Source organism: Pseudomonas sp. FDAARGOS_761 (assembly GCF_013343155.1).
In the GTDB taxonomy this organism is placed as follows: Bacteria; Pseudomonadota; Gammaproteobacteria; order Pseudomonadales; family Pseudomonadaceae; genus Pseudomonas; species Pseudomonas aeruginosa.
Window position 1 is genome coordinate 1,593,392 of sequence record NZ_CP054572.1, and the last position, 20,250, is coordinate 1,613,641.

At 67.6% G+C, this 20,250-nt stretch carries 17 protein-coding genes; 6 read left to right on the forward strand and 11 right to left on the reverse strand.

Annotated features, from left to right (window positions below):
• Positions 1-58: 58 nt before the first annotated feature.
• From FOC67_RS07595 to speB, 7 genes are all read right to left on the reverse strand, one after another.
• Entirely contained in the window at positions 59-787 is a 729-nt protein-coding gene (locus FOC67_RS07595) for an MBL fold metallo-hydrolase (protein ID WP_009314810.1), read from the reverse strand.
• A 44-nt stretch (positions 788-831) separates the two neighbouring features.
• Positions 832-2,214 carry an FAD-binding oxidoreductase gene (locus FOC67_RS07600; protein WP_009314809.1) on the reverse strand — a complete coding sequence of 461 codons (1,383 nt, stop codon included), beginning with the start codon at positions 2,212-2,214 and terminating at the stop codon, positions 832-834.
• 13 nt (positions 2,215-2,227) lie between these two features.
• Positions 2,228-3,829 carry a 5-guanidino-2-oxopentanoate decarboxylase gene (locus tag FOC67_RS07605; protein ID WP_003122953.1) on the reverse strand — a complete coding sequence of 534 codons (1,602 nt, stop codon included), beginning with the start codon at positions 3,827-3,829 and terminating at the stop codon, positions 2,228-2,230.
• Between the two features lie 75 nt (positions 3,830-3,904).
• On the reverse strand, positions 3,905-5,296 hold the full coding sequence (locus FOC67_RS07610; RefSeq protein WP_003087011.1) for a sodium:solute symporter: 1,392 nt from the start codon (positions 5,294-5,296) through the stop codon (positions 3,905-3,907).
• 93 nt (positions 5,297-5,389) lie between these two features.
• On the reverse strand, positions 5,390-6,901 hold the full coding sequence (locus tag FOC67_RS07615; protein ID WP_003087019.1) for a cytosine permease: 1,512 nt from the start codon (positions 6,899-6,901) through the stop codon (positions 5,390-5,392).
• An 18-nt stretch (positions 6,902-6,919) separates the two neighbouring features.
• Positions 6,920-7,339: a nuclear transport factor 2 family protein gene (locus FOC67_RS07620; protein WP_003109911.1), complete on the reverse strand. Its 420-nt coding sequence runs from the start codon at positions 7,337-7,339 to the stop codon at positions 6,920-6,922.
• A gap of 14 nt (positions 7,340-7,353) precedes the next feature.
• Positions 7,354-8,313: an agmatinase gene (gene speB, locus FOC67_RS07625; protein WP_003087022.1), complete on the reverse strand. Its 960-nt coding sequence runs from the start codon at positions 8,311-8,313 to the stop codon at positions 7,354-7,356.
• Between the two features lie 207 nt (positions 8,314-8,520).
• Here speB and FOC67_RS07630 point away from each other — a divergent pair, with 207 nt between their 5' ends.
• Positions 8,521-9,414: a LysR family transcriptional regulator gene (locus tag FOC67_RS07630; RefSeq protein WP_003087025.1), complete on the forward strand. Its 894-nt coding sequence runs from the start codon at positions 8,521-8,523 to the stop codon at positions 9,412-9,414.
• A gap of 3 nt (positions 9,415-9,417) precedes the next feature.
• On the opposite strand, the gene bdlA is transcribed toward FOC67_RS07630, so the two are convergent.
• Complete coding sequence (gene bdlA / locus FOC67_RS07635) at positions 9,418-10,671, reverse strand: biofilm dispersion protein BdlA (protein ID WP_003140296.1); 1,254 nt, start codon at positions 10,669-10,671, stop codon at positions 9,418-9,420.
• 293 nt (positions 10,672-10,964) lie between these two features.
• Between bdlA and FOC67_RS07640 the strand changes: the two genes are divergently transcribed.
• On the forward strand, positions 10,965-11,576 hold the full coding sequence (locus tag FOC67_RS07640) for a tRNA-uridine aminocarboxypropyltransferase (protein ID WP_009314806.1): 612 nt from the start codon (positions 10,965-10,967) through the stop codon (positions 11,574-11,576).
• On the opposite strand, the gene FOC67_RS07645 is transcribed toward FOC67_RS07640, so the two are convergent.
• Positions 11,534-11,869, reverse strand: a complete 336-nt coding sequence (locus FOC67_RS07645; RefSeq protein ID WP_003087031.1) for a hypothetical protein — start codon at positions 11,867-11,869, stop codon at positions 11,534-11,536. The two genes, FOC67_RS07640 and FOC67_RS07645, sit on opposite strands and share 43 nt — an antisense overlap.
• A gap of 196 nt (positions 11,870-12,065) precedes the next feature.
• Here FOC67_RS07645 and FOC67_RS07650 point away from each other — a divergent pair, with 196 nt between their 5' ends.
• Positions 12,066-13,682, forward strand: coding sequence for an ATP-binding cassette domain-containing protein (locus tag FOC67_RS07650; RefSeq protein WP_174707715.1), 1,617 nt, complete (start codon positions 12,066-12,068; stop codon positions 13,680-13,682).
• Here FOC67_RS07650 and FOC67_RS07655 read toward each other — a convergent pair.
• On the reverse strand, positions 13,648-15,237 hold the full coding sequence (locus FOC67_RS07655; protein ID WP_009314803.1) for a hypothetical protein: 1,590 nt from the start codon (positions 15,235-15,237) through the stop codon (positions 13,648-13,650). The genes FOC67_RS07650 and FOC67_RS07655 overlap by 35 nt on opposite strands.
• 260 nt (positions 15,238-15,497) lie before the next feature.
• On the opposite strand from FOC67_RS07655, the gene FOC67_RS07660 reads away from it, so the two are divergent.
• The 3 genes from FOC67_RS07660 to lasR all read left to right on the forward strand — a co-directional run bounded on the left by FOC67_RS07660 (position 15,498) and on the right by lasR (position 19,973).
• Positions 15,498-15,929: an acetyltransferase gene (locus FOC67_RS07660; protein ID WP_009314802.1), complete on the forward strand. Its 432-nt coding sequence runs from the start codon at positions 15,498-15,500 to the stop codon at positions 15,927-15,929.
• A gap of 165 nt (positions 15,930-16,094) precedes the next feature.
• Positions 16,095-18,803 carry a cation-transporting P-type ATPase gene (locus tag FOC67_RS07665; protein WP_009314801.1) on the forward strand — a complete coding sequence of 903 codons (2,709 nt, stop codon included), beginning with the start codon at positions 16,095-16,097 and terminating at the stop codon, positions 18,801-18,803.
• A gap of 450 nt (positions 18,804-19,253) precedes the next feature.
• Positions 19,254-19,973, forward strand: coding sequence for a transcriptional regulator LasR (lasR, locus tag FOC67_RS07670; RefSeq protein ID WP_003082999.1), 720 nt, complete (start codon positions 19,254-19,256; stop codon positions 19,971-19,973).
• Here lasR and rsaL read toward each other — a convergent pair.
• Entirely contained in the window at positions 19,963-20,205 is a 243-nt protein-coding gene (rsaL, locus tag FOC67_RS07675) for a quorum-sensing transcriptional regulator RsaL (protein WP_003083010.1), read from the reverse strand. The genes lasR and rsaL overlap by 11 nt on opposite strands.
• Positions 20,206-20,250: the final 45 nt, after the last annotated feature.

Below are 20,250 nucleotides of genomic sequence, written 5' to 3' on the forward strand. Positions count from 1 at the left end.
CCGGTTCCCCGACGCTCTGGCCTCCGCCTGTGGCGCTGGCCAGAGTCCCGGTTTTGGCCTATCGATCGTGGTTCCTGAACCAGGCGACGATCATTTCCCGCAAACGCTCCCCGGAAAAGCTCGCGAAATGCCCACCATGCACGGTGCGCACCGGTAGCTCGCGCAGGCGCGCGAGGCTGGCGGCATAGTCGTCGAGGTTGGAATGATAGGCGTCCTCGACCAGCGGACCGTCGTAGACGATGTCGCCAGAAAACAGCGTCTGTGTCGCCGCTTCCCACAGGCTGATGCCGCCCGGCGAGTGCCCGGGCGTGTGCAGCACCTGCAGCACGCGGTCGCCGAGATCGAGCACGTCGCCTTCGTCGATCAGGCGGGTCGCCGGCGCCGCCCGCACCCGGTACTCGGCATAGCACAGCGGGCACTCCGGATGCGCCTCGAACATCTCGTCGCCGACATAGGCGCGCGCCAGGGTGTTGTCGCCGTCCGGCGCGGCGAGGATCTCCGCCTCGGCCGGATGCGCCAGGCGCTCGGCGAATTCGTGGTGGCCGGCGATATGGTCGAAGTGGGTGTGGCTGGCCACCGCCAGCAGCGGTCGTGCGGTGAGCCAGGGCAGTTGCTCGCGCAGGCTGACCAGACCGGAGCCGCTGTCCACCAGCACGTCGCGCTCGCGGCCCTGGACATGCCACATGTTGCAGCGATAGAAGGGGCGCACGTAGGGCTCGTGGATCAGGCTGATGCCGTTGTAGAAGTGCCGGGTTTCGAACCAGCGGTCGCGGCTGACGATTCTCATCGCGGTCTCTGTCGGTGGAAAGGCTATCCCAGGAGGATAGGCGTTCAGGGTATGACCTTGCCCGGGTTGAACAGCCCGCTGGGGTCGAGCAGTTCCTTGATCTGCGCCATCAGCGCGAGCTTCAGCGGATCGGCGTAGCGACCCAGGGCTTCCTTCTTCTCCAGGCCGATGCCGTGCTCGGCGGAGATCACGCCAGCGCATTCGCCCAACTCGCCGTAGAGGATTTCCTCCACCGCCTGGTGCAGCGGCAGCAGCGGGACGTCGGCGGCGAGCATGACGTGCAGGTTGCCGTCGAGGAAATGGCCGAAGAGGAAGACCTGCATGCCCTTCACCAGGTCGTCCAGGCGCCGCCGGATGCGCTCGACGTAGCCGGCCAGGGCCGGCACCGGCAGCGATACGTCGAAGGACAGGCTGTCGACGCCGGCGTGGATGGCCGCGTCGGAGTCTTCGCGCAGGCGCCAGATGGCCAGGCGCTGGGTTTCGTTGGCGGCGAGCAGGGCGTCTTCCACCAGCCCGTCCTCGAAGCAGTCTTCCAGCAGGGCGGTGAGCGCCTCGCCGGCATCCAGGTGGCGGTCCTCGGCCAGTTCCACCAGCAGGTAGAGAGGGCAGGGCGCCAGGCTCGGCGCGCTGTCGCCCATGGGTGTGGCGGTGCATTGCAGGTAGTCGTGCCAGAGGATCTCGCAGGCGAACAGGCGTTCGGCGTGCTCGCGGCGCAGGCGCACGGCGATGCTGATCGCCGCGTCGACGTCGGGCAGGCCGAGCAGGGCGGTGGCGCCGGGACGCTGCAACGGCTCCAGGCGCAGTACCGCACGGGTGACGATGCCCAGGGTGCCTTCGGCGCCGACGAACAACTGCTTGAGGTCGTAGCCGGTGGTGTTCTTCAGCAGCCCGCGCAGGTCGCTGTAGACGCTGCCGTCGGCGAGTACCGCTTCCAGGCCGAGCACGCGCTGGCGCATGGTGCCGAAGCGGAAGGCGCGGATGCCGCCGGCGTTGGTCGCGACCAGCCCGCCGATGCTGGCGCTGCCGCGCGCGGCGAGATCGATGCCGGGGTCGAGTCCGGCATCGGCGGCTAGCGCCTGGGCCTGTTCGAGGGTGACGCCGGCGTCGAGGTCGAGGGTCTGGCTGGCCGCATCCAGCCGATGTATGCGGTTCAGCCTGCGCAGCGAGAGCAGCACGTCGCCGGCTTGCGCGGCGCCGCCGCCGACCAGGCCGGTGAGTCCGCCCTGGGGCACCAGGGCGCGTCCCGCCTGGCGGCACAGACGCACCACGGCAGCGACCTGGTCGGTGCTTTCCGGCAGGACCAGGAAGCTTCCGGCGAGGTTCTGCGGATGGTAGCCGGGGTCCTGCCCGGCGAGCGCGGCACTGTCGCGCACGCCACGGGCGCCGAGGATCTCGCAGAGGGAGCGGTAGAGTTCGGAATCGTCCATGGCGGGCTCCGGGTCAGGGATGGAAGGGCGCGGCTTGCAGCACCTCGACGATCAGCGGACGGTCCGCCGGGGCGCCGCGCAGCAGTTCGCGCAGGTGCTCGAGATCGCGCGCGCGTTCGGCGGCGCAGCCGAAGCCGCGGGCGATGGCGAGGAAGTCCGGGGTGTAGATATCGACCCCGAGCGGAGTGATCTCGCGCCGCTCCATGTAGCGCTTGATCTCGCCATAGCCGTGGTTGTTCCACAGCAGCACGACGATGCCGACCTTGGCTTCCACCGCGCTGGCCAGTTCCGGCAGGGTGAACTGCAGGCCGCCGTCGCCCATCAGGCTGACCACCGGGCGTCCCGGCTCGCCGAGCTTGGCGCCGATGGCGGCGGGCAGGCCATAGCCGAGGGTGCCGTAGCCGGTGGAGGCGTTGAACCAGCGGCGCGGCTCGTCGAGATCGACCAGGTGGTTGCCGCTGTAGACGGTCTGGGTCGAGTCGCCGACGAAGCGGGCGTCCGGCCACTCGGCGAGGATCGCGGCGAACAGCTGGCGATAGTGCGACCAGCCGGCGAAGTCTTCGGCCAGGCGCTGGCGCACGGCGGCGGCGCGCCGGGCCCCGGGGCTGTCCGGCGAGGCCTCGCCGCCCGGCAGTTCGGCCAGCAGCACGCGCATGGCCAGCCGGGCGTCGCTGTGGATGGCCAGGCTAGGCGTGTAGTTGCGCATCAGTTGCTGCGGGTCGATGTCGATGCGGATCAACTCGCCATCGAGGGCGAAGCCGCCGTCGAACACCACGTCGTAGTCGGTTTCGCCCAGCTCGGTGCCGATGGCCAGCACCACGTCGGCCTCGGCGGCCAGCTCGCGTACCGGCACGCAGGACTGGTTGCTGCCCAGCAGCAGCGGGTGGTCGGCCGGTAGCAGGCCCTTGGCGTTGATCGTCAGGGCGGTCGGCGCGTCCAGCGCGGCGGCCAGGGCACGCGCTTCGGCGGCGGCCTCGACGCAGCCGCCGCCGAGCAGCAGCAGTGGCTTCTTCGCGTTGCGCAGGCGCGCCGCGGCCTCGCGCAAGGGCGCGAGTGCCGGCGCCGGGCGGCTGGCGACGGTGCGCGGGCGCAGGGCCAGGTGTTCGGCGGGCGCGGTGATGACGTCGAGCGGCAGCTCGATGTGCACCGGCCGCGGCCGCTCGCTGTCGAACACGGCGAAGGCGCGGGCGAGCACCGCCGGCAGCTCCTCGGCGCTCATCAGGGTATGGCTGAAGGCGCAGACGTTGCCTACCAGGTTGCGCTGGTTCGGCAGCTCGTGCAGGTAGCCGTTGCCGTGGGCCAGGCGCGCGCGTTCGTTGACGCTGGAGATCACCAGCATCGGAATCGAGTCGGCGTAGGCCTGGGCCATGGCGGTGAGGATGTTGGTCATCCCCGGGCCGGTGATGATGAAGCACACGCCGGGCTTGCCGGTGACCCGTGCGTAGCCGTCCGCCATGAAGCCGGCGCCCTGCTCGTGGCGCGGGGTGACATGGCGGATACGGCTGCCGGGCAGGCCGCGGTAGAGTTCTACGGTATGTACGCCGGGGATGCCGAAGACGGTCTCGACGCCCCAGGCTTCGAGTTGCTTGACGAGGAATTCGCCGCAGGTGGTCATGGCCGTTCCTTTTTCATGTTCTCGGGAATGGAAAAGGCGAGGGAAAGTCCCTCGCCTGTCGGGGTTGTGCCTGGTTCAGGCGGCGCTGGCGACACCCGTCGGGCGCCGCGAGAACAGGCTGACCAGGACGAAGCTGAGCAGGCCGACCGCCAGGCTGTAGTAGATCGGCGTATTCGCGTCGAGGCCGTCCTTGATCATGAACACCAGCACGGTAAGGAAGCCCAGGGTCATGCTGGTGATGGCGCCGGCGGTGCTGGCGCGCTTCCAGTAGATCGCGCCGATCAGCGGGATCAGCATGCCGCCTACCAGCAGGTTGTAGGCCACGGTCAGGGCGCTGATCACGTCGCTGACCACCAGGGCGATGCCGAGCACTACCAGGCCCAGCAGCAGGGTGGCGATGCGGTTCTCGTGCACGTCGCCGTTGTCGGACTGGCCGCGGCCGCGGCGCAGGCGCGGCAGCAGGTCCTGGGTGACGGTGGTGGACGCCGCCAGCAGGCCGGCGCTGGCGGTGGACATCAGCGCCGCCAGGGCGGCGGCGATGACCAGGCCGCGGATGCCGTTCGGCAGGCTGTGCTCGACCACGCTGGCGAAGGCGTTGTTGACGTTCTCCAGGTCCGGCAGCAGGACCTTGGCGGCCATCCCGATCAGCGCCCCGGCCATGCCGTAGAGCACGCAGTAGATACCGGCGGCGGAGCCGGCGACCTTGGCCACGGTCTCGCTGCGGGCGGTGAACACCCGCTGCCAGATGTCCTGGCCGATGAAGATGCCGAAGAAGTAGATCAGGAAGTAGGTGACGATGGTGTCCCAGCCGATCGCGGTGAAGTCGAAGTAGCTGGCCGGCAGCTTGGCCACCAGGGCGTCCCAGCCGCCGGCGTCGTTGATCGACAGCGGCATCAGCAGGAACACCAGGCCGACGGTCATGATCAGGAACTGCACGATGTCGGTCAGGGTCAGCGACCACATGCCGCCGATGGTGGAGTAGAGCACCACGACGCCGCCGCCGATCAGGATCGAGACCCAGAACGGCAGGCCGAACAGGACCTGCATGACGGTGCCGATGGCGATGGTCGAGGTGGCGCCGATCATCAGTGCGTAGACCAGCATGATCAGGGCGCTGGCGTGGCGCGCGGCGGGGTTGTAGCGACGCTCCAGGACCTGGGTGACGGTGTAGATCTTCAGCTTCAGCAGCGGCTTGGCCAGGAACAGGCTGAGGCCGACGATGCCGAGGCCGATCGCGCCGCACAGCCAGAAGCCGGAGATGCCATGGACGTAGCCCAGGCGCACGGTGCCGATGGTGGAGGCGCCGCCGAGGACGGTGGCGGCCATGGTTCCCAGGTAGAAGCCGGGGCCGAGGTTGCGGCCGGCCACCAGGTAGTCGTCGCGGGTCTTGGCGCGGCGCATGCCGTACCAGCCCAGCGCGATCATGCCCGCGGCGTAGATCAGAACGACGAATATGTCGAGGGCCATATCAGGTCTCCCAAGTTTCTCATTGTCATTGTTGTATCCGGCGAGGCGCCGGAAGCGCGGGACGCTGGCGTCCCGCCGTGTGTGTACCCCGCCTCAGGCGGTGGCTATCGCAGGGGCCCTCCGCGTGCCGTGCGCGCGCACCCAGCGCGGTCCTTGTGGGCCATAGACGCAAGGCGGCTCCGGGAACAGGCGCAGCAGTGCCAGGTAGAGCAGGGCGGCCAGGCCGAGGGCGACCGGCAGGCTGAGGTCGATGCCGCCGGCCAGTTCGCCGAGCGGACCGACGAATTGCCCCGGCAGGTTGACGAAGGCCAGGCCGGCTGCCGCGCTGGGAATCCAGGCGCCCATTCCGCGCCAGTTCCAGCCGTGCTCGAACCAGTAGGCGCCGCCGCGCTGGCCGCGGGTGAACACCTGCAGGTCGTCCGGGCGGTAGAAGCCGCGACGGGTCAGCAGGCCGATCAGCATGATCACCATCCACGGGGTGGTGCAGGTGACGATCAGCACGGCGAAGGTGGAGACGCTCTGCACCAGGTTGAAGGCGAAGCGGCCGACGAAGATGAAGCCGATCGAGGCGACCCCGATCAGCACCGTGGCCTGCACCCGCGAGAGCAGGCGCGGGAACACGCTGGACATGTCCAGCCCGGTGCCGTACAGCGAAGTGGTGCCGGTGGACATGCCGCCGATCACCGCGATCAGGCATACCGGCAGGAAGAACCAGCCGGGAGCGATGGCCAGCAGGCCGCCGACGTAGTTGTTGGCGGCGATGTAGTCCGGCGCGCGGACGGCGACGATGGTCGCGGTGGCGAGGCCGAACAGGAAGGGAACCAGGGTCGCCAGCTGCGCGCCGATCACCGCCAGCATGATCCGTGCCTGCGAGGTCTGGCGGGGGATGTAGCGGGCCCAGTCGCCCAGGAAGGCGCCGAAGGAGATCGGGTTGCTCATGGCCAGCAGGGTGGCGCCGATGAAGGCGGCCCAGAAGCCCGGCTGGCCGAGCTGCACGCTGCCGGCGTAGGCGGCGTCGAAGGGGCCGGCGAAGGCGAACAGGCCGAGCAGGAACAGCAGGCTGGCGGCCCACACGGCGATCCTGTTGACCAGCAGCATGAAGCGGAAGCCGTAGATGCATACGGTCAGCACCAGCACGGCGAACAGGCCGTAGGCCAGGCCCAGGTTCAGTTCGCTCTCTTCCAGGCCGACCAGGCGCCGGGCGCCGCCGACCAGGGCGTCGCCGGAACTCCATACCGAGAGCGAGAAGAAGGCGATGGCGGTCAGCAGCGAGAGGAAGGAGCCGACGATGCGCCCGTGCACGCCGAAGTGCGCGCCGGAGGAGACCGCGTTGTTGGTGCCGTTGAGCGGGCCGAACAGGCCCATCGGGGCGAGGATCAGCGCGCCCAGCGTGACGCCCAGCAGGATCGCCCACAGCCCGGCCTGGAAGGACAGCCCGAAGAGCACCGGAAAGCTGCCGAGCACGGCGGTGGCGAAGGTATTGGCGCCGCCGAAGATCATGCGGAACAGATCGACCGGCGTGGCGTTGCGTTCGTGGTCGGGAATCTGTTCGACCCCGAAGGTTTCGATGCGTGTGATTGCGTGTTGGTTATTGTTGTTATCCATGACGTTCTCCCGGGAGAGCTAGCTAGTCGATGGCAGGTACTCCGGCATCGCCGACAAGTGCTCATGGCAGGCCAGCCAACGGCCTTCTTGTTGTTCTAGGCGGAACAGGATGGTTTCCCGTTCCCGGTTCAGGCTTTCCGTTCCCTGGAGGCGCAGCCGGGTGGCGACGTCGTGGCTGAAGATCGCCAGGTCGCCTTGCAGGCTGACGCAGGTATTGCTGGATTCGCACGCCAGCACTTCGAAGCCGTCCTCGCGTCGCCAGCGCTCCCACAACTCGCGGTAGGCCGCGCGCGAGCGCAGCGGCTGAGGCCAGTTGTGGAAGATGAAGCTGGCGTCCTCGCTGAAGGCGGCGAAATAGGCCTCGGCATCGTTGCGGGCGAAGGCCGCCACCAGTCGGCGGGCGGCCTCCAGCACCTGTTCGACGCGGTCGTCGGTCATGGTCGCGCTACGGCTCAGCGACGCACCACGCCCGGGAGGACGCAGAGCATTTCATAGAGCAGGTTGGCGCCCAGCAACGAAGTGTTGCCGGTGGTGTCGTAGGGCGGTGAGACTTCGACCAGGTCGCAGCCGACCAGGTCCAGGCCCTGGCAGCCGCGGATGATTTCCATCGCCTGGATGGTGGTCAGGCCGCCGATTTCCGGGGTGCCGGTGCCGGGCGCCCAGGCCGGGTCGATGCCGTCGATGTCGAAGCTCAGGTAGACGGGGCCGCCGCCGACCTTCTCGCGGACCTCGGCCATCAGCGGCTCCAGCGACTTGTGCCAGCACTCCTCGGCCTGCACCACGCGGAAGCCCTGCTTGCGGCTCCAGTTGAAGTCCTCGGCGGTGTAGCCCTGGGCGCGCAGGCCGATCTGCACCACGCGGTCGCAATCCAGCAGGTCTTCTTCCACCGCGCGGCGGAAGGTGGTGCCGTGGGCGATCTTCTCGCCGAACATGTGGTCGTTGACGTCGGCGTGGGCGTCGATGTGGACCAGGCCGACCTTGCCGTGCTTCTTCTTGATCGCGCGGAGGATCGGCAGGGTGATGGTGTGGTCGCCGCCGAGGGTCAGCGGGAGGATGCCGTGACCGAGGATGCGGTCGTATTCCTGCTCGATGATGCGCACGGCTTCCAGCAGGTTGAAGGTGTTGATCGCAACGTCGCCGATGTCCGCCACGTTCAGCGAGTCGAAGGGGGCGGCGCCGGTGGCCATGTTGTAGGGACGGATCATCACCGATTCGGCACGGATCTCGCGGGGGCCGAAGCGGGTACCGGAGCGCAGCGAGGTGCCGATGTCGAGGGGCACGCCGACGAAGGCGGCATCGAGGGCGTCGAGTTCGGCGGGGGACTGGACATGGGGCAGGCGCATCATGGTGGCGATGCCGCCGAAGCGGGGCATTTCATTGCCGCCCAGGGGCTGGTGGAGATTCTTGTCCACGGGGTGGCCTCACGGTCGTTGTGGTTGTTTTAGGGGTCGGACGGATTCTCTTCACAGCCGGTAGCGAGTCAAATCGCTGGCTACAAATAATCAGTTCAGAGATTTCTAAACTAATGGCGAAGCGGCTAGACTTCGCCGCCGAGCCCGGACGGCGGCCTTTGCCTCGGCCCGCAGTCCGAAATCCTCGCCCCGCAAACCGGAGTCGCCGTGTCCAACGCCTTGCCCGACCTGCGCCTGTTGCGCATCTTCGCCGCGGTGGTGCGCCACCAGGGCTTCGCCGCCGCCCAGCAGGAGTTGAACCTGTCGACCTCGGCGATCAGCACCTACATGAGCCAACTGGAGAACCAGCTCGGCATCGTGCTCTGCCACCGTGGCCGCGGCGGCTTCAGCCTGACCAGCAAGGGCGAGCTGTTCCACCAGGAGACCCTGCGCATCCTCGGCGAACTGGAAGGCTTCGGACGCTACGCGCTGGCGTTGAAGGGCGAGCTGCGCGGCACCCTGAACCTCGGTGTGCTCGATTCCACGGTGAGCGACCCGGCGCTGCCGCTGGCCGAGGTGATCGGCGCCTTCAGCCGCGAACACCCGGCGGTGCACCTGCACCTGCTGGTGCAGAGCCCCTACGAACTGCAACTGAGCGTGCTGGAGAACCGCCAGGACCTGGCCATCGGCGCCTTTTCCAGTCGCATGAACGGACTGGTCTACCAGCCGCTGTACCGCGAACAGCACTGGCTGTACTGCAGCGACCGGCATCCGCTGTTCGACGGGCGGAGGATTCCCGCCGACCTGATCACCCAGCAACGCATGGTCGGCCGCGGCTACTGGAGCCAGGCCGAGCTGGCCCGGCACGGCTTCAAGCACAGCGCGGGGACGGTGGAGAGCATGGAGGCGCAACTGATCCTGATCCTGTCCGGCGGCTACATCGGCTACCTGCCGGAGCACTACGCCCACCCGTGGGTCGAGCAGGGCCGTCTGCGCGCCCTGCTGCCGGCGACCTTCGGCTACCAGGCGCCATTCTCCCTGATCCTCCGCCGCGGCCGCTCGCGCGAGCCGCTGATCCAGGCCTTCCGCGACCAGTTGCGGACGCAGATGAGCCTGGCCTGAGCCCTAGAGATCGGCGTTGAGGGTGCGCGAGAACTGCTGCACCGCCTCTACCACCTTGTGCGTGCTCTCGCGGATGCCGAGGATCGCCGTGCCGGCCTCGTTGGCCAGCTCCACGCCGCGCCGCGCCTGTTCCTGGCTGTGCTGCATGTCGTCGATGACGCTGCGGGTGCCGGTCTGGATGCGACCGATCATGTCGGCGATCTCCTTGGTCGACTTGCTGGTGCGTTCCGCCAGTTGCCGCACCTCGTCGGCCACCACGGCGAAGCCGCGACCCTGGTCGCCGGCGCGGGCGGCCTCGATGGCGGCATTGAGGGCGAGCAGGTTGGTCTGCTCGGCGATCTCGCGGATGGTGTTGACGATCGAGGTGATCTGTTGCGAGTGCTGTGACAGTTCGCCGATGTTCAGCGAGGAAGCATCCAGGGTATTCGCGATCTTGAGCATTTCCTCCACCGCGCTCTGGATGATCAGCGCGCCGTGTTCGGCGACGGTGCGGGTCTCGGTGGACAGGGTGTGGGCCTGGTGGGCGTTGTCCGCCTCGGCCTGGTAGCGGCGCATGCGGTCGCTGACGTCGCTGGCGAACTTGACCACCTTGAACAGCTTGCCGTCGGCGTCGTAGACCGGGTTGTAGCTGGCTTCCAGCCAGACCGGCTGGCCGTTGCGGTGGACCCGGCGGAACTGCCCGGTAACGTACTCGCCGCGGTTCAGGCGGCGCCAGAGGTCGGCGTACTGCGGGCCGTCGCGGTAGCCCGGTTCGCAGAACTGGCGGTGGTTGGCGCTGGCCAGCTCGGCTCGGCCATAGCCCATGGTGGCGAGGAAGTTGTCGTTGGCCGCGAGGACATTGCCGTCGAGGTCGAACTCGATCATCGCCATCGAGCGGGACAGGGCATCCAGCTTGCTCTGCATCTCGTGTTCCTGGTGGACGATGGCATCGATGTCGCTGGCGTACTTGACCACCTTGAGCAGTCGACCCTGCCCGTCGCGTACGGGGTTGTAGGTGGCTTCCAGCCAGAGTGGCCGGCCCTCGCGGGTAATGCGCTTGCAGCGGCCGGAAAAGTGTTCGCCGCGCCGCAGGCGTTCCCAGAAGCGCCGGTAGTCTTCCGATTGCGCGTAGGCGCCGTCGCAAAGCTGGCGATGCGGTTTGCCGAGGATCTCGTCGCGGCGGTAGCCCAGCAGGGTCAGGAAATTCTCATTGGCATCGATGATGTTGCCGTCGGGGTCGAACTCCACGCGCGCCATGGAGCGGTCCAGCGCTGCCATGTGCAGGCGCTCGGCGGCGAGTTGCTGTTGCAAGTCGGCGTTCATCTGTCGGTACTTGCGAGTGAACATGAGAAACATCCTTGGATAGAGAGGGGCTCATCCCAGTCTTCGGCGCGGACGGACGGGAGTTGAGAGGGCGGGACGATTGTATTTTTTCATCGAACGACAAAAATTCGTCGTTATTCTTAATGGGTGAAGAAAGTTGCTGCCGTTCGTCGGAAATATGACGTTTTTGCGAGCGAGAGAATGCCTCTCCGCCTGTGGCACACTGGGCCCCTTCCAGGAGTCGTCCCATGTCACGTATCCGCTGCGAGCGTTGCGCTCGCCCCGCCAGCCACTGCCTCTGCGCATTGATTCCCTCCTTGCCGTCGCGTACGCGGGTGCTGGTCCTGCAGCACCCCAGCGAGGTCGGGCACGCGCTGAATACCGCAGGGTTGGCCGTGCTCGGCTTGCGCAATGCGGAATTGCGGGTCGGCGAGCGTTTCGCCGAGGAGACCTGGCGAGTGCCGGGCTACCGGGCCTGCCTGCTGTTTCCCGGCGAGCAGGCGCGAGCGCTGGCGGGGATGGCCGCCGAGGCCGCCGGCGAGCCCCTCCTGCTGGTGGTGCCGGACGGCACCTGGCGCAAGGCGCGCAAGCTGCTGCACCTGAACCCGGCCCTGGCGGCCCTGCCGCGGGTGAGCCTGGCCGAAGGCACGGCGTCGCGTTATCGCCTGCGCAAGGCGCCGGGAGAGGGCGCGCTGTCGACCATCGAGGCAATCGCCGCGGCGCTCGACGAACTGGAGGCGCCGCGTACCCACGAAGCCCTGCTGAAGCCATTCGATGCCCTGATCGAGGGGCAGATCGCGGCGATGGGGGAGGATACCTACCGGCGCAACCATCTCAACCAGGAGCGCCGCCGCCGATAGCGGTCGAGCAGTTCCGGGATCGCCGTTTCGCGCCAGAACTCCGGGCTGACCATGCCGCTGGACATGCCGCCGTGGGCGTGGCGCGCGAGGTAGATCAGGGCATCGTATTCCAGCGGATGGCCGCTGAGGCGCTCGAAGGTCTCGCCGAGCAGGCGTTCCAGGGCCGCGGCGGAGGCCGGCCAGGGCGCGTCCGCCAGTTGCCCGGCCATTTCCTGCCAGAGGTAGGGGTCGCCACGGCCGCCCCAGCGCGAGGGTTCCCGTTCGAAGAGTTCGGCGATGCGCAGTCTGGCCATGTCGGTCGGTCGTGTCTGTCGAAAGCGAAAAGTATGCCCGATTGGCGGGACCGCATGGGCGGAGTAGACTGCCGCGGTCTTTCCTTCCTTACGAGGTGTTCGTCCGATGCGCACTTGATGCTGCCGTGTCCGCACGGCCGGTTTTCCGTCCCTGGCCCGAGGGCCCGGGGGAATGCATGGCATCAAGGGGGTATCCATGACGAATACGTCGACCCTGACGCTCGATGGCGTCTCTTTCCAGCTGCCGGACGGCAGCCTTCTGTTTTCCGATCTCGACGAAACCTTCGACACCCGGCACACCGGGCTGGTGGGACGCAACGGCGTCGGCAAGTCGCTGCTCGCGCGCCTGCTCGCCGGACACTTGCAGCCGTCCAGCGGCAGCGTCCGGCGCCAGGGGCGCGTGCGCTACCTGGCGCAGCAGCTCGATCCGGCCGAGTATCCGACCGTCGCCGACCTGGCTGGCGTCCGCCCATGGCTGGAGGCGCTGGCGCGGATCGAGGCGGGTAGCCTCGACGCCGCCGACTACGAATGCCTGGGCGAGCGCTGGGACATCCGCCAACGCCTGGCCGACGCCCTGGCCGCCGAGGGGCTCGGCCATCTCCGCGCGGATACCCCGAGCGAACGCCTGAGCGGCGGCGAATGCATGCGCGTAGCGCTGCTCGGCGCATTCCTCGACGACGCCGACTTCCTCATCCTCGACGAACCGAGCAACCCTCTCGACGGGCCGGCGCGCGCCTTGTTGCGGGCGCGGCTGGCGGCCTGGGACGGCGGCCTGCTGCTGGTCAGCCATGACCGCGAACTGCTCGAGGGCATGCAGCGGATCGTCGAGCTGTCGACCCTCGGCCTGCGCAGCTATGGCGGCGGCTATTCCTTCTACGCGCAGAGCCGGGAGGAGGCGCGCGAGGCCGCCGAGCGCCGCCTGGACCAGCGTCGTCTGGAGCGCAAGCGGCAGACCCTGGCCATGCGCGAACAGCAGCAGCGCCAGGAGCGGCGCCAGGCCAGCGGCCGGCGCGAAGGCAAGACGGCGAACCAGGCGAAGATCCTGCTCGGTGGGTTCAGGGAACGTAGCGAGGTCAGCGCCGGCAAGCTGCGCAATGCCCACCAGGCGGAGCGCGAGCGCCTCGACCGCGAGGTGCGCGAGGCTGCCCGGGAGGTCGAGGAGGCGTCGCCGCTGCTGCTCGATTCGCCCGATGCCGAACTGGCGGCGCAGCGCCGGATCGTCGAGTTGAAGGGCGTGGTCCTGCCGCATCTGCGCGGGCCGTTGCGCGAAATCGACCTGCTCCTGAGCGGTCCGCGACGGCTGGCGCTGGTCGGCCCGAACGGCAGCGGCAAGTCGACCCTGCTGCGGCTGCTGGCCGGGCAACGGGCGCCGCTGGCGGGAACCTGCGCGGTGACGGTGGGCGCCGCCTATCTCGACCAGCGGCTGAGCGTGCTGGACCACGGGCGAGGCGTGCTGGAGCAGTTGCTGGAGGTCAATCGCAGTCGCGGCGAAAGCTGGCTGCGCACGCGCCTGGCGCAACTCGGCTTGCCGGCTGAACGGCTCGCCCAGCCGTGCGCGACGCTGAGCGGCGGCGAACGCCTGAAGGCGGCCCTGGCCCTGGTGCTCTACGCCGACCGGCCGGCGCAGTTGCTACTGCTCGACGAACCGGACAACCACCTCGACCTGGCTGCGCGGCAGGCCCTGGAAAGCATGCTCGGGCAGTACCGTGGGGCCTTGCTGGTGGTGTCCCACGACCCGGTGTTTCTCCGCCACCTGGCGCTGGACGGCGAACTGCGGGCTACTGCCACGGGTTGGCGCCTGGAGGACCGATGAGCTGGCCATCCGCCGCGACCTGCAGGAGGCTGACTCCGCCGTGGCTGAAACCGATGGCGAGGAGTTTGTCGCTGACTGCCAGGCACAGCGGTATGGCGTCTGCCGTGCGGTAGCGCCAGCGACATTCGCCGCTGGCGAGGTCGCGTACCTCGACCTGACCATCGACCAGCGCCAGTGCGATCCATTGTCCGCCGGGCAACGGCGCGAAGGCGCTGACCTGGGCGGACAGGGTGGCGCCCCAGAGCGTGCCGCGGCTCTCCAGGTCGTAGCAGGTCAGGCGCTGGGTACCGTAGGCGTGATGCGGCGAGTTGTAGACCTTGGCGTTGAGCAGCAGGCGATTGCCCAGCAGGCAGCCGTGCAGGTTGTTGAAGTGCTCCGGGTGGCGCTCCAGGCGTAGCACTTCGCGGGTCTTGAAGGTCTGCGGGTCGAGGCGGAACAGGCCTTTGTCCTGGTGCTGCTCCGGCGGATTGCCGGCCAGGTAGAAGAAGGCTTCGCCACGGTCGATGCGCAGATGGTGGTTGAACAGGTCGTAGTGTCCGAGACGGCGCCTGTGGACGATCCGGCCGGCCGGGTCGAGCACGAGGTCTTCCAGGTCTTTGCCCTCGAGGGCGATCTGGCGGGCGAGAAAACCGCCTTGGGCGGATTGCGCCAGCAGATGGCGGCAGTCGCTCAGGAGCAGCGGTTGTCCCGGCGTTAGCGGCACCTTGAACAGTCGCTGGGCGGCATACCCGAGTTGCAGATTGACCAGCAGGCTGTCGTCCGTGGCGTTATGGAAGACCTGCAGGCACTGGCCCCGTTCGGCCAGTTCGAAGCTGCGCAGGCTGTCGTCGGCCAGATTCCAGAGCTCGAGCCGGGGGCTGGCGCGGGCGATGGCCAGGCGTTGTCCGTCGAGAAAGCACAGGTCCCACACCGGTGGACGATGCAGGAACCGCCGATCTTTGCCCAGGGCTAGGTTTTCCAGGATCGGCAGCGCTGCTTCGCGTTGTGTCGAGGCAGGGTAGAGGGCCCAGTCGAAGGGCAGGCGGGTGCCGGGCAGGTCGTCCAGCACCAGTGGGGCGTCGACCGGAAAGGCTAGCGAATGGCGCTGGCGGAACAACGGTCGGTCCTCCAGGTCGTCGCTGGGGGCGACGGTGAAGGTCAGGCGCCGGCCGTCGTCCTCGAAGTCGCAGGCGAGCACTTCGCGGTTGTCGGCGAGCAGCGATTGGGTCTTGCCGCTCGCGTAGTCCCAGGCCAGCAGACCGCCTTCGAAGAAGGCGCCGCCGTCGTAGCGTCCGCCGCCGATCACCAGTACGGGCCGGCTCGGGTGCCAGGCGATGGCGTTGAGCGGAAAGCCCAGGTCCGGCAGGACGGCGATGCATTCGAGGTCGCCGCCGCGGTACAGGCGCAGGCTCTGTTCGTAGACGTCGAGCTGTCGGCCCGGGTGTTGCCCATGAAAGGCGCTGGCCACCGCGAGGAGCGCGCCGCCGGGAGCCTGGAACACGGCGCAGGGCTCGCCGATGTCGGCGAAGGCGCAAGCGGGCAGCCTGCGGCCGGAAGGAAGCGGGGAGCTGGGCATGGGCGATACCGGGATAATAGAGTCGGGCGCAGTGTCGTTCATTCGTCGTTTCGGGAAAAGCATGAGAAGCGCGGCTGTTCCGACCGGTCGTTTTCTTCTAGGATGGCGCTCCCTTCCTCCCTCGTCGCCGCCGCTGTGCACCGTCCATGCGTTGATTCGCGCCACGGGCATCCAGGCGACGAACCTCAGCGTGGCGCCCGGCCTGGCGGTCGCGGCTGCCTTTCGTTCTACCTGGAATCTTTCGGATAAAGGAATCCAGCATGCACATTCGCAAGCGCGTCGACGCCGACAACACGGCATTGGTCGACCTGTGGGAACGTTCCGTCCGCGCGACCCACGACTTTCTCAGTGAAGCGAACATCGTCGAGCTTTACCCACAGGTCCGCGACCTGTACCTGCCGGCCGTCGAGGTCTGGGTGCTGGTCGACGACGACGGCGTGGCCCAGGGCTTCATTGGCCTGAACCAGGCGCATGTCGAGATGCTCTTCGTCGAACCCGGGCTGCGCGGCCGGGGTATCGGCCGACGCCTGCTCGATCATGCGCGGGCGACCTGGCCGCGCCTGAGCGTCGATGTCAACGAGCAGAACCCGCAGGCCTGCGGTTTCTATCGACACTATGGGTTCCGCCAGACCGGCCGCTCCGCGACCGACTCGGCGGGGCGGCCGTTCCCGCTGCTGCACATGAGCCTCTAGGAGGGCGCGGCACCTCGCCACGTGGGGCGAGGTGCCGCGCAACATCCGGAAAAGTTTTCCCCGGCCAGATGCTTTCAACTGCAAGCATCCGTTTGAGACAGGTCAAACGTTGCGGCGCAGGCCTGCCCGATAGTTCTGTTCATCAGAACGAGGCGCAGGAATCCCATGAACGGCATCCCACCCCTGTCTTCCCGCGACGCCCATGCCAGCCCGCCGCAACGGGTGCTGGAACGATTGCACAGCTCCGCCGCCGGCCTGGACGCGGACGAGGCCGCCCGCCGCCTGGCGGCGCACGGCTACAACCGGTTGCCCGCGCCGAAACGCCAGGGGCCGCTGCTGCGCTTGCTGCGGCAGTTCCACAACGTCCTGCTGTACATGATGCTGTTCGCCTCGCTGGTCACCGCGCTGCTCGGCTTCTGGGTGGACAGTGCGGTAATCCTCCTGGCGGTGGTGGTCAACGCGCTGATCGGTTTCGTCCAGGAGGGCAAGGCGGCCAACGCGCTGGACGCCATCCGCGACATGCTTTCGCTGCATGCCCTGGTCCTGCGCGACGGCCAGCGCCAGGCGCTGGACGCCGAACGCCTGGTACCGGGCGACGTGGTGCTGCTGGCCTCCGGCGACCGGGTGCCGGCCGACCTGCGGCTGTTCGAAACGAAGAACTTCCATGTCGACGAGTCGGCCCTGACCGGTGAGTCGGTGCCGGTGGAGAAGGGCTGCGTCGCGGTGGCCATCGACGCGCTGCTCGGCGACCGCCGTTGCATGGCCTATTCCGGCACCCTGGTGACCAGCGGCCAGGCGCGCGGAGTGGTGGTCGCCACCGCCGGGGATACCGAACTGGGCCGGATCGGTACGCTGTTGCGCGAAGTCCGCACCCTGGCCACTCCGCTGCTGCGACAGATCGCCAGCTTCAGTCGCTGGCTGGCCCTGGCGATCCTGCTGCTGGCCGGCGCCACCTTCGTCCTCGGCACCCTCTGGCAGGGCCAGCCGATGGTGGACATGTTCATGCTGGTGGTGGCGCTGACCGCCTCGGCGATTCCCGAGGGGCTGCCGGCGATCATGACGGTGATCCTCGCCCTCGGCGTACAGCGCATGGCCCGGCGCAACGCCATCGTCAGCCGCCTGCCGGCGGTGGAGACGCTGGGTTCGGTGACGGTGATCTGCTCGGACAAGACCGGCACCCTGACCCGCAACGAGATGACCGTGCAGCGTATCGTCACCGCCGACCAGGTGATCGAGGTCAGCGGCGCCGGCTACGCTCCGCTGGGTGGTTTCAGCCACAACGGCGAAGGCCTCGATCCCGCCGGACGCGACGATCTGCAGGAGATCGGTCGTGCGGCGCTGTTGTGCAACGAGGCGCGCCTGCACCAGGAGGGCGAGGCATGGCAACTGGAGGGCGACCCCACCGAAGGCGCGCTGCTCAGCCTCGGCCTCAAGCTGGGCCTCGATCCGCAGGCGCTGGCGGCGGAACGGCCACGCAGCGATGCGATTCCGTTCGAGTCCGAGCATCGCTTCATGGCCACCCTGCACCACGACCACGCGGGCCAGGCGATGGTCTACCTGAAGGGCGCGCCGGAGCGCATCCTCGACATGTGCGAGGCTGAACGGGTGGGCGACTCGGTGCGGCCGCTGGACCCGGATTACTGGCGGCGCCTGGCCACCGACACCGCCGCTCGCGGCCTGCGCCTGCTGGCCATCGCCCGACGGGCGATGCCGGCGGAGCAGCGCACGCTGGATTTCGCCGACGTGGAACATGGCTTCACCCTGCTGGCCCTGGTGGGCATCATCGATCCGCCGCGCGAGGAGGCCGTGGCCGCGGTCGCCGAATGCCAGGCGGCGGGTATCGCGGTGAAGATGATCACTGGTGACCACGTCGACACCGCGCGGGCGATCGGAGCCATGCTCGGGATCGGCATCGACCGGCCGGCGCTGACCGGCGCGGAGATCGAACTGCTCGACGACCAGCGCCTGCGCGAAGTGCTGCCGGGCGTCGATGTGTTCGCCCGCGCCAGCCCCGAGCACAAGCTGCGCCTGGTGCAGGCCCTGCAGGCCAGCGGCGAGGTGGTGGCGATGACCGGCGACGGGGTCAACGATGCGCCGGCGCTGAAGCGCGCCGACGTCGGCGTAGCGATGGGCAACAAGGGCACCGAGGCGGCCAAGGAGGCGGCCGAGGTGGTCCTCGCCGACGACAATTTCGCCACCATCGCCAATGCCGTGCGCGAGGGAAGGGCGGTCTACGACAACCTGAAGAAATTCATCCTCTTCATGCTGCCGACCAACGGTGGCGAGGCGCTGATCGTGATCGCCGCGATCCTGTTCCAGTTGATCCTGCCGATGACGCCGGCGCAGATCCTCTGGATCAACATGGTCACCTCCAGCACCCTGGGCCTGGCGCTGGCCTTCGATCCGGCCGAGCGCGGCCTGATGCAGCGTCCGCCGCGCCCGCCGGCGGAGCCCCTGTTGTCGCTGTTCTTCGTCTGGCGGGTGCTGCTGGTCTCGCTGCTGATGATGGCGGGCGCCCTGGGCCTGTTCCTCTGGGAGCTGGAGCATGGCACCGGGCTGGAGCGCGCGCGGACCATGGCGGTGAACAGCGTGGTGGTGTGCGAGATGTTCTACCTGCTCAACAGCCGGCATATCTACGATTCGGTGCTCAGCCGCGAGGGCCTGTTCGGCAACCGCCAGGTCTTGCTGGCGATCGCCGCCTGCGTGGTGCTGCAACTGCTCTATACCTACGCGCCGCCGTTGCAGGCGCTGTTCGGCTCGGTCGGCCTGGCCCCGGGCGAGTGGGCGCGGGTGCTGCTGGCCGGGCTTGGCCTGTTCTGCGTCGCCGAACTGGAAAAGTGGCTATGTCGCCGGGTTCGTGCCCGGCAGGCCTGATGCCGCGAGGTCGCCCCTTTGGCCACGGCGCTGTGCCTTTGCCCGTGCGCCGCGCACCGACGACTGCGCCTCGGATCGCCCGGCCGAGAGCGGTCGCACGCGTGGCGATGGGCCGACAGTGAACCCGGGGACCAGGCGTGACTGGGTATTCAGTTCGCATAAAATGTGATCTAGATCACATTTAAACGTTTGCTTACCCTCTAGGACGGGTATCGTACTAGGTGCATCAAACGCCGCGGTCTATTGTTAAGTGGGACTGAAATGTGCCTTTCCGGCACAACGCCAACTCTATAGAGTGGGCTGACTGGACATCTTCAGGGGTCGTCGGGCACGGGCGCATGCGCCTCGGCAGGAAGCCGGGATTCTCGGACTGCCGTACAACGTGCCGGATATCGGGTGCCGAATCCATATTTGGCTGATTGGTTAATAGTTTAAGAAGAACGTAGCGCTATGGCCTTGGTTGACGGTTTTCTTGAGCTGGAACGCTCAAGTGGGAAATTGGAGTGGAGCGCCATCCTGCAGAAGATGGCGAGCGACCTTGGATTCTCGAAGATCCTCTTCGGCCTGTTGCCTAAGGACAGCCAGGACTACGAGAACGCCTTCATCGTCGGCAACTACCCGGCCGCCTGGCGCGAGCATTACGACCGGGCTGGCTACGCGCGGGTCGACCCAACGGTCAGTCACTGTACCCAGAGCGTACTGCCGATTTTCTGGGAACCGTCCATCTACCAGACGCGAAAGCAGCACGAGTTCTTCGAGGAAGCCTCGGCGGCCGGCCTGGTGTATGGGCTGACCATGCCGCTGCATGGTGCGCGCGGCGAACTCGGCGCGCTGAGCCTCAGCGTGGAAGCGGAAAACCGGGCCGAGGCCAACCGTTTCATGGAGTCGGTCCTGCCGACCCTGTGGATGCTCAAGGACTACGCACTGCAGAGCGGTGCCGGACTGGCCTTCGAACATCCGGTCAGCAAACCGGTGGTTCTGACCAGCCGGGAGAAGGAAGTGTTGCAGTGGTGCGCCATCGGCAAGACCAGTTGGGAGATATCGGTTATCTGCAACTGCTCGGAAGCCAATGTGAACTTCCATATGGGAAACATTCGGCGGAAGTTCGGTGTGACCTCCCGCCGCGTAGCGGCCATTATGGCCGTTAATTTGGGTCTTATTACTCTCTGATCTTGCCTCTCAGGTCGGCGAGCTGGCGATCGGTAATTTGCCCTTCTATATAGAAATGCAAAAGCAGGTATATGGGGAAGGGCAGGTTCTCGCCATTCTCGAAACGACTGCCGCAGGATTGGCTTATCCCGAAGCGGCTCCAGAAAGTTTCCTGGCTTTCCCGTCGGGCGGTGCGGGTGGCCTTTGCCCGGAAGGCCATGTTTTGGGGCTGTGTTCTCTCGTGTGAAGCCATTGCTCTGATCTTTTCGGACGTTTCTTCGAGCCTAGCAAGGGTCCG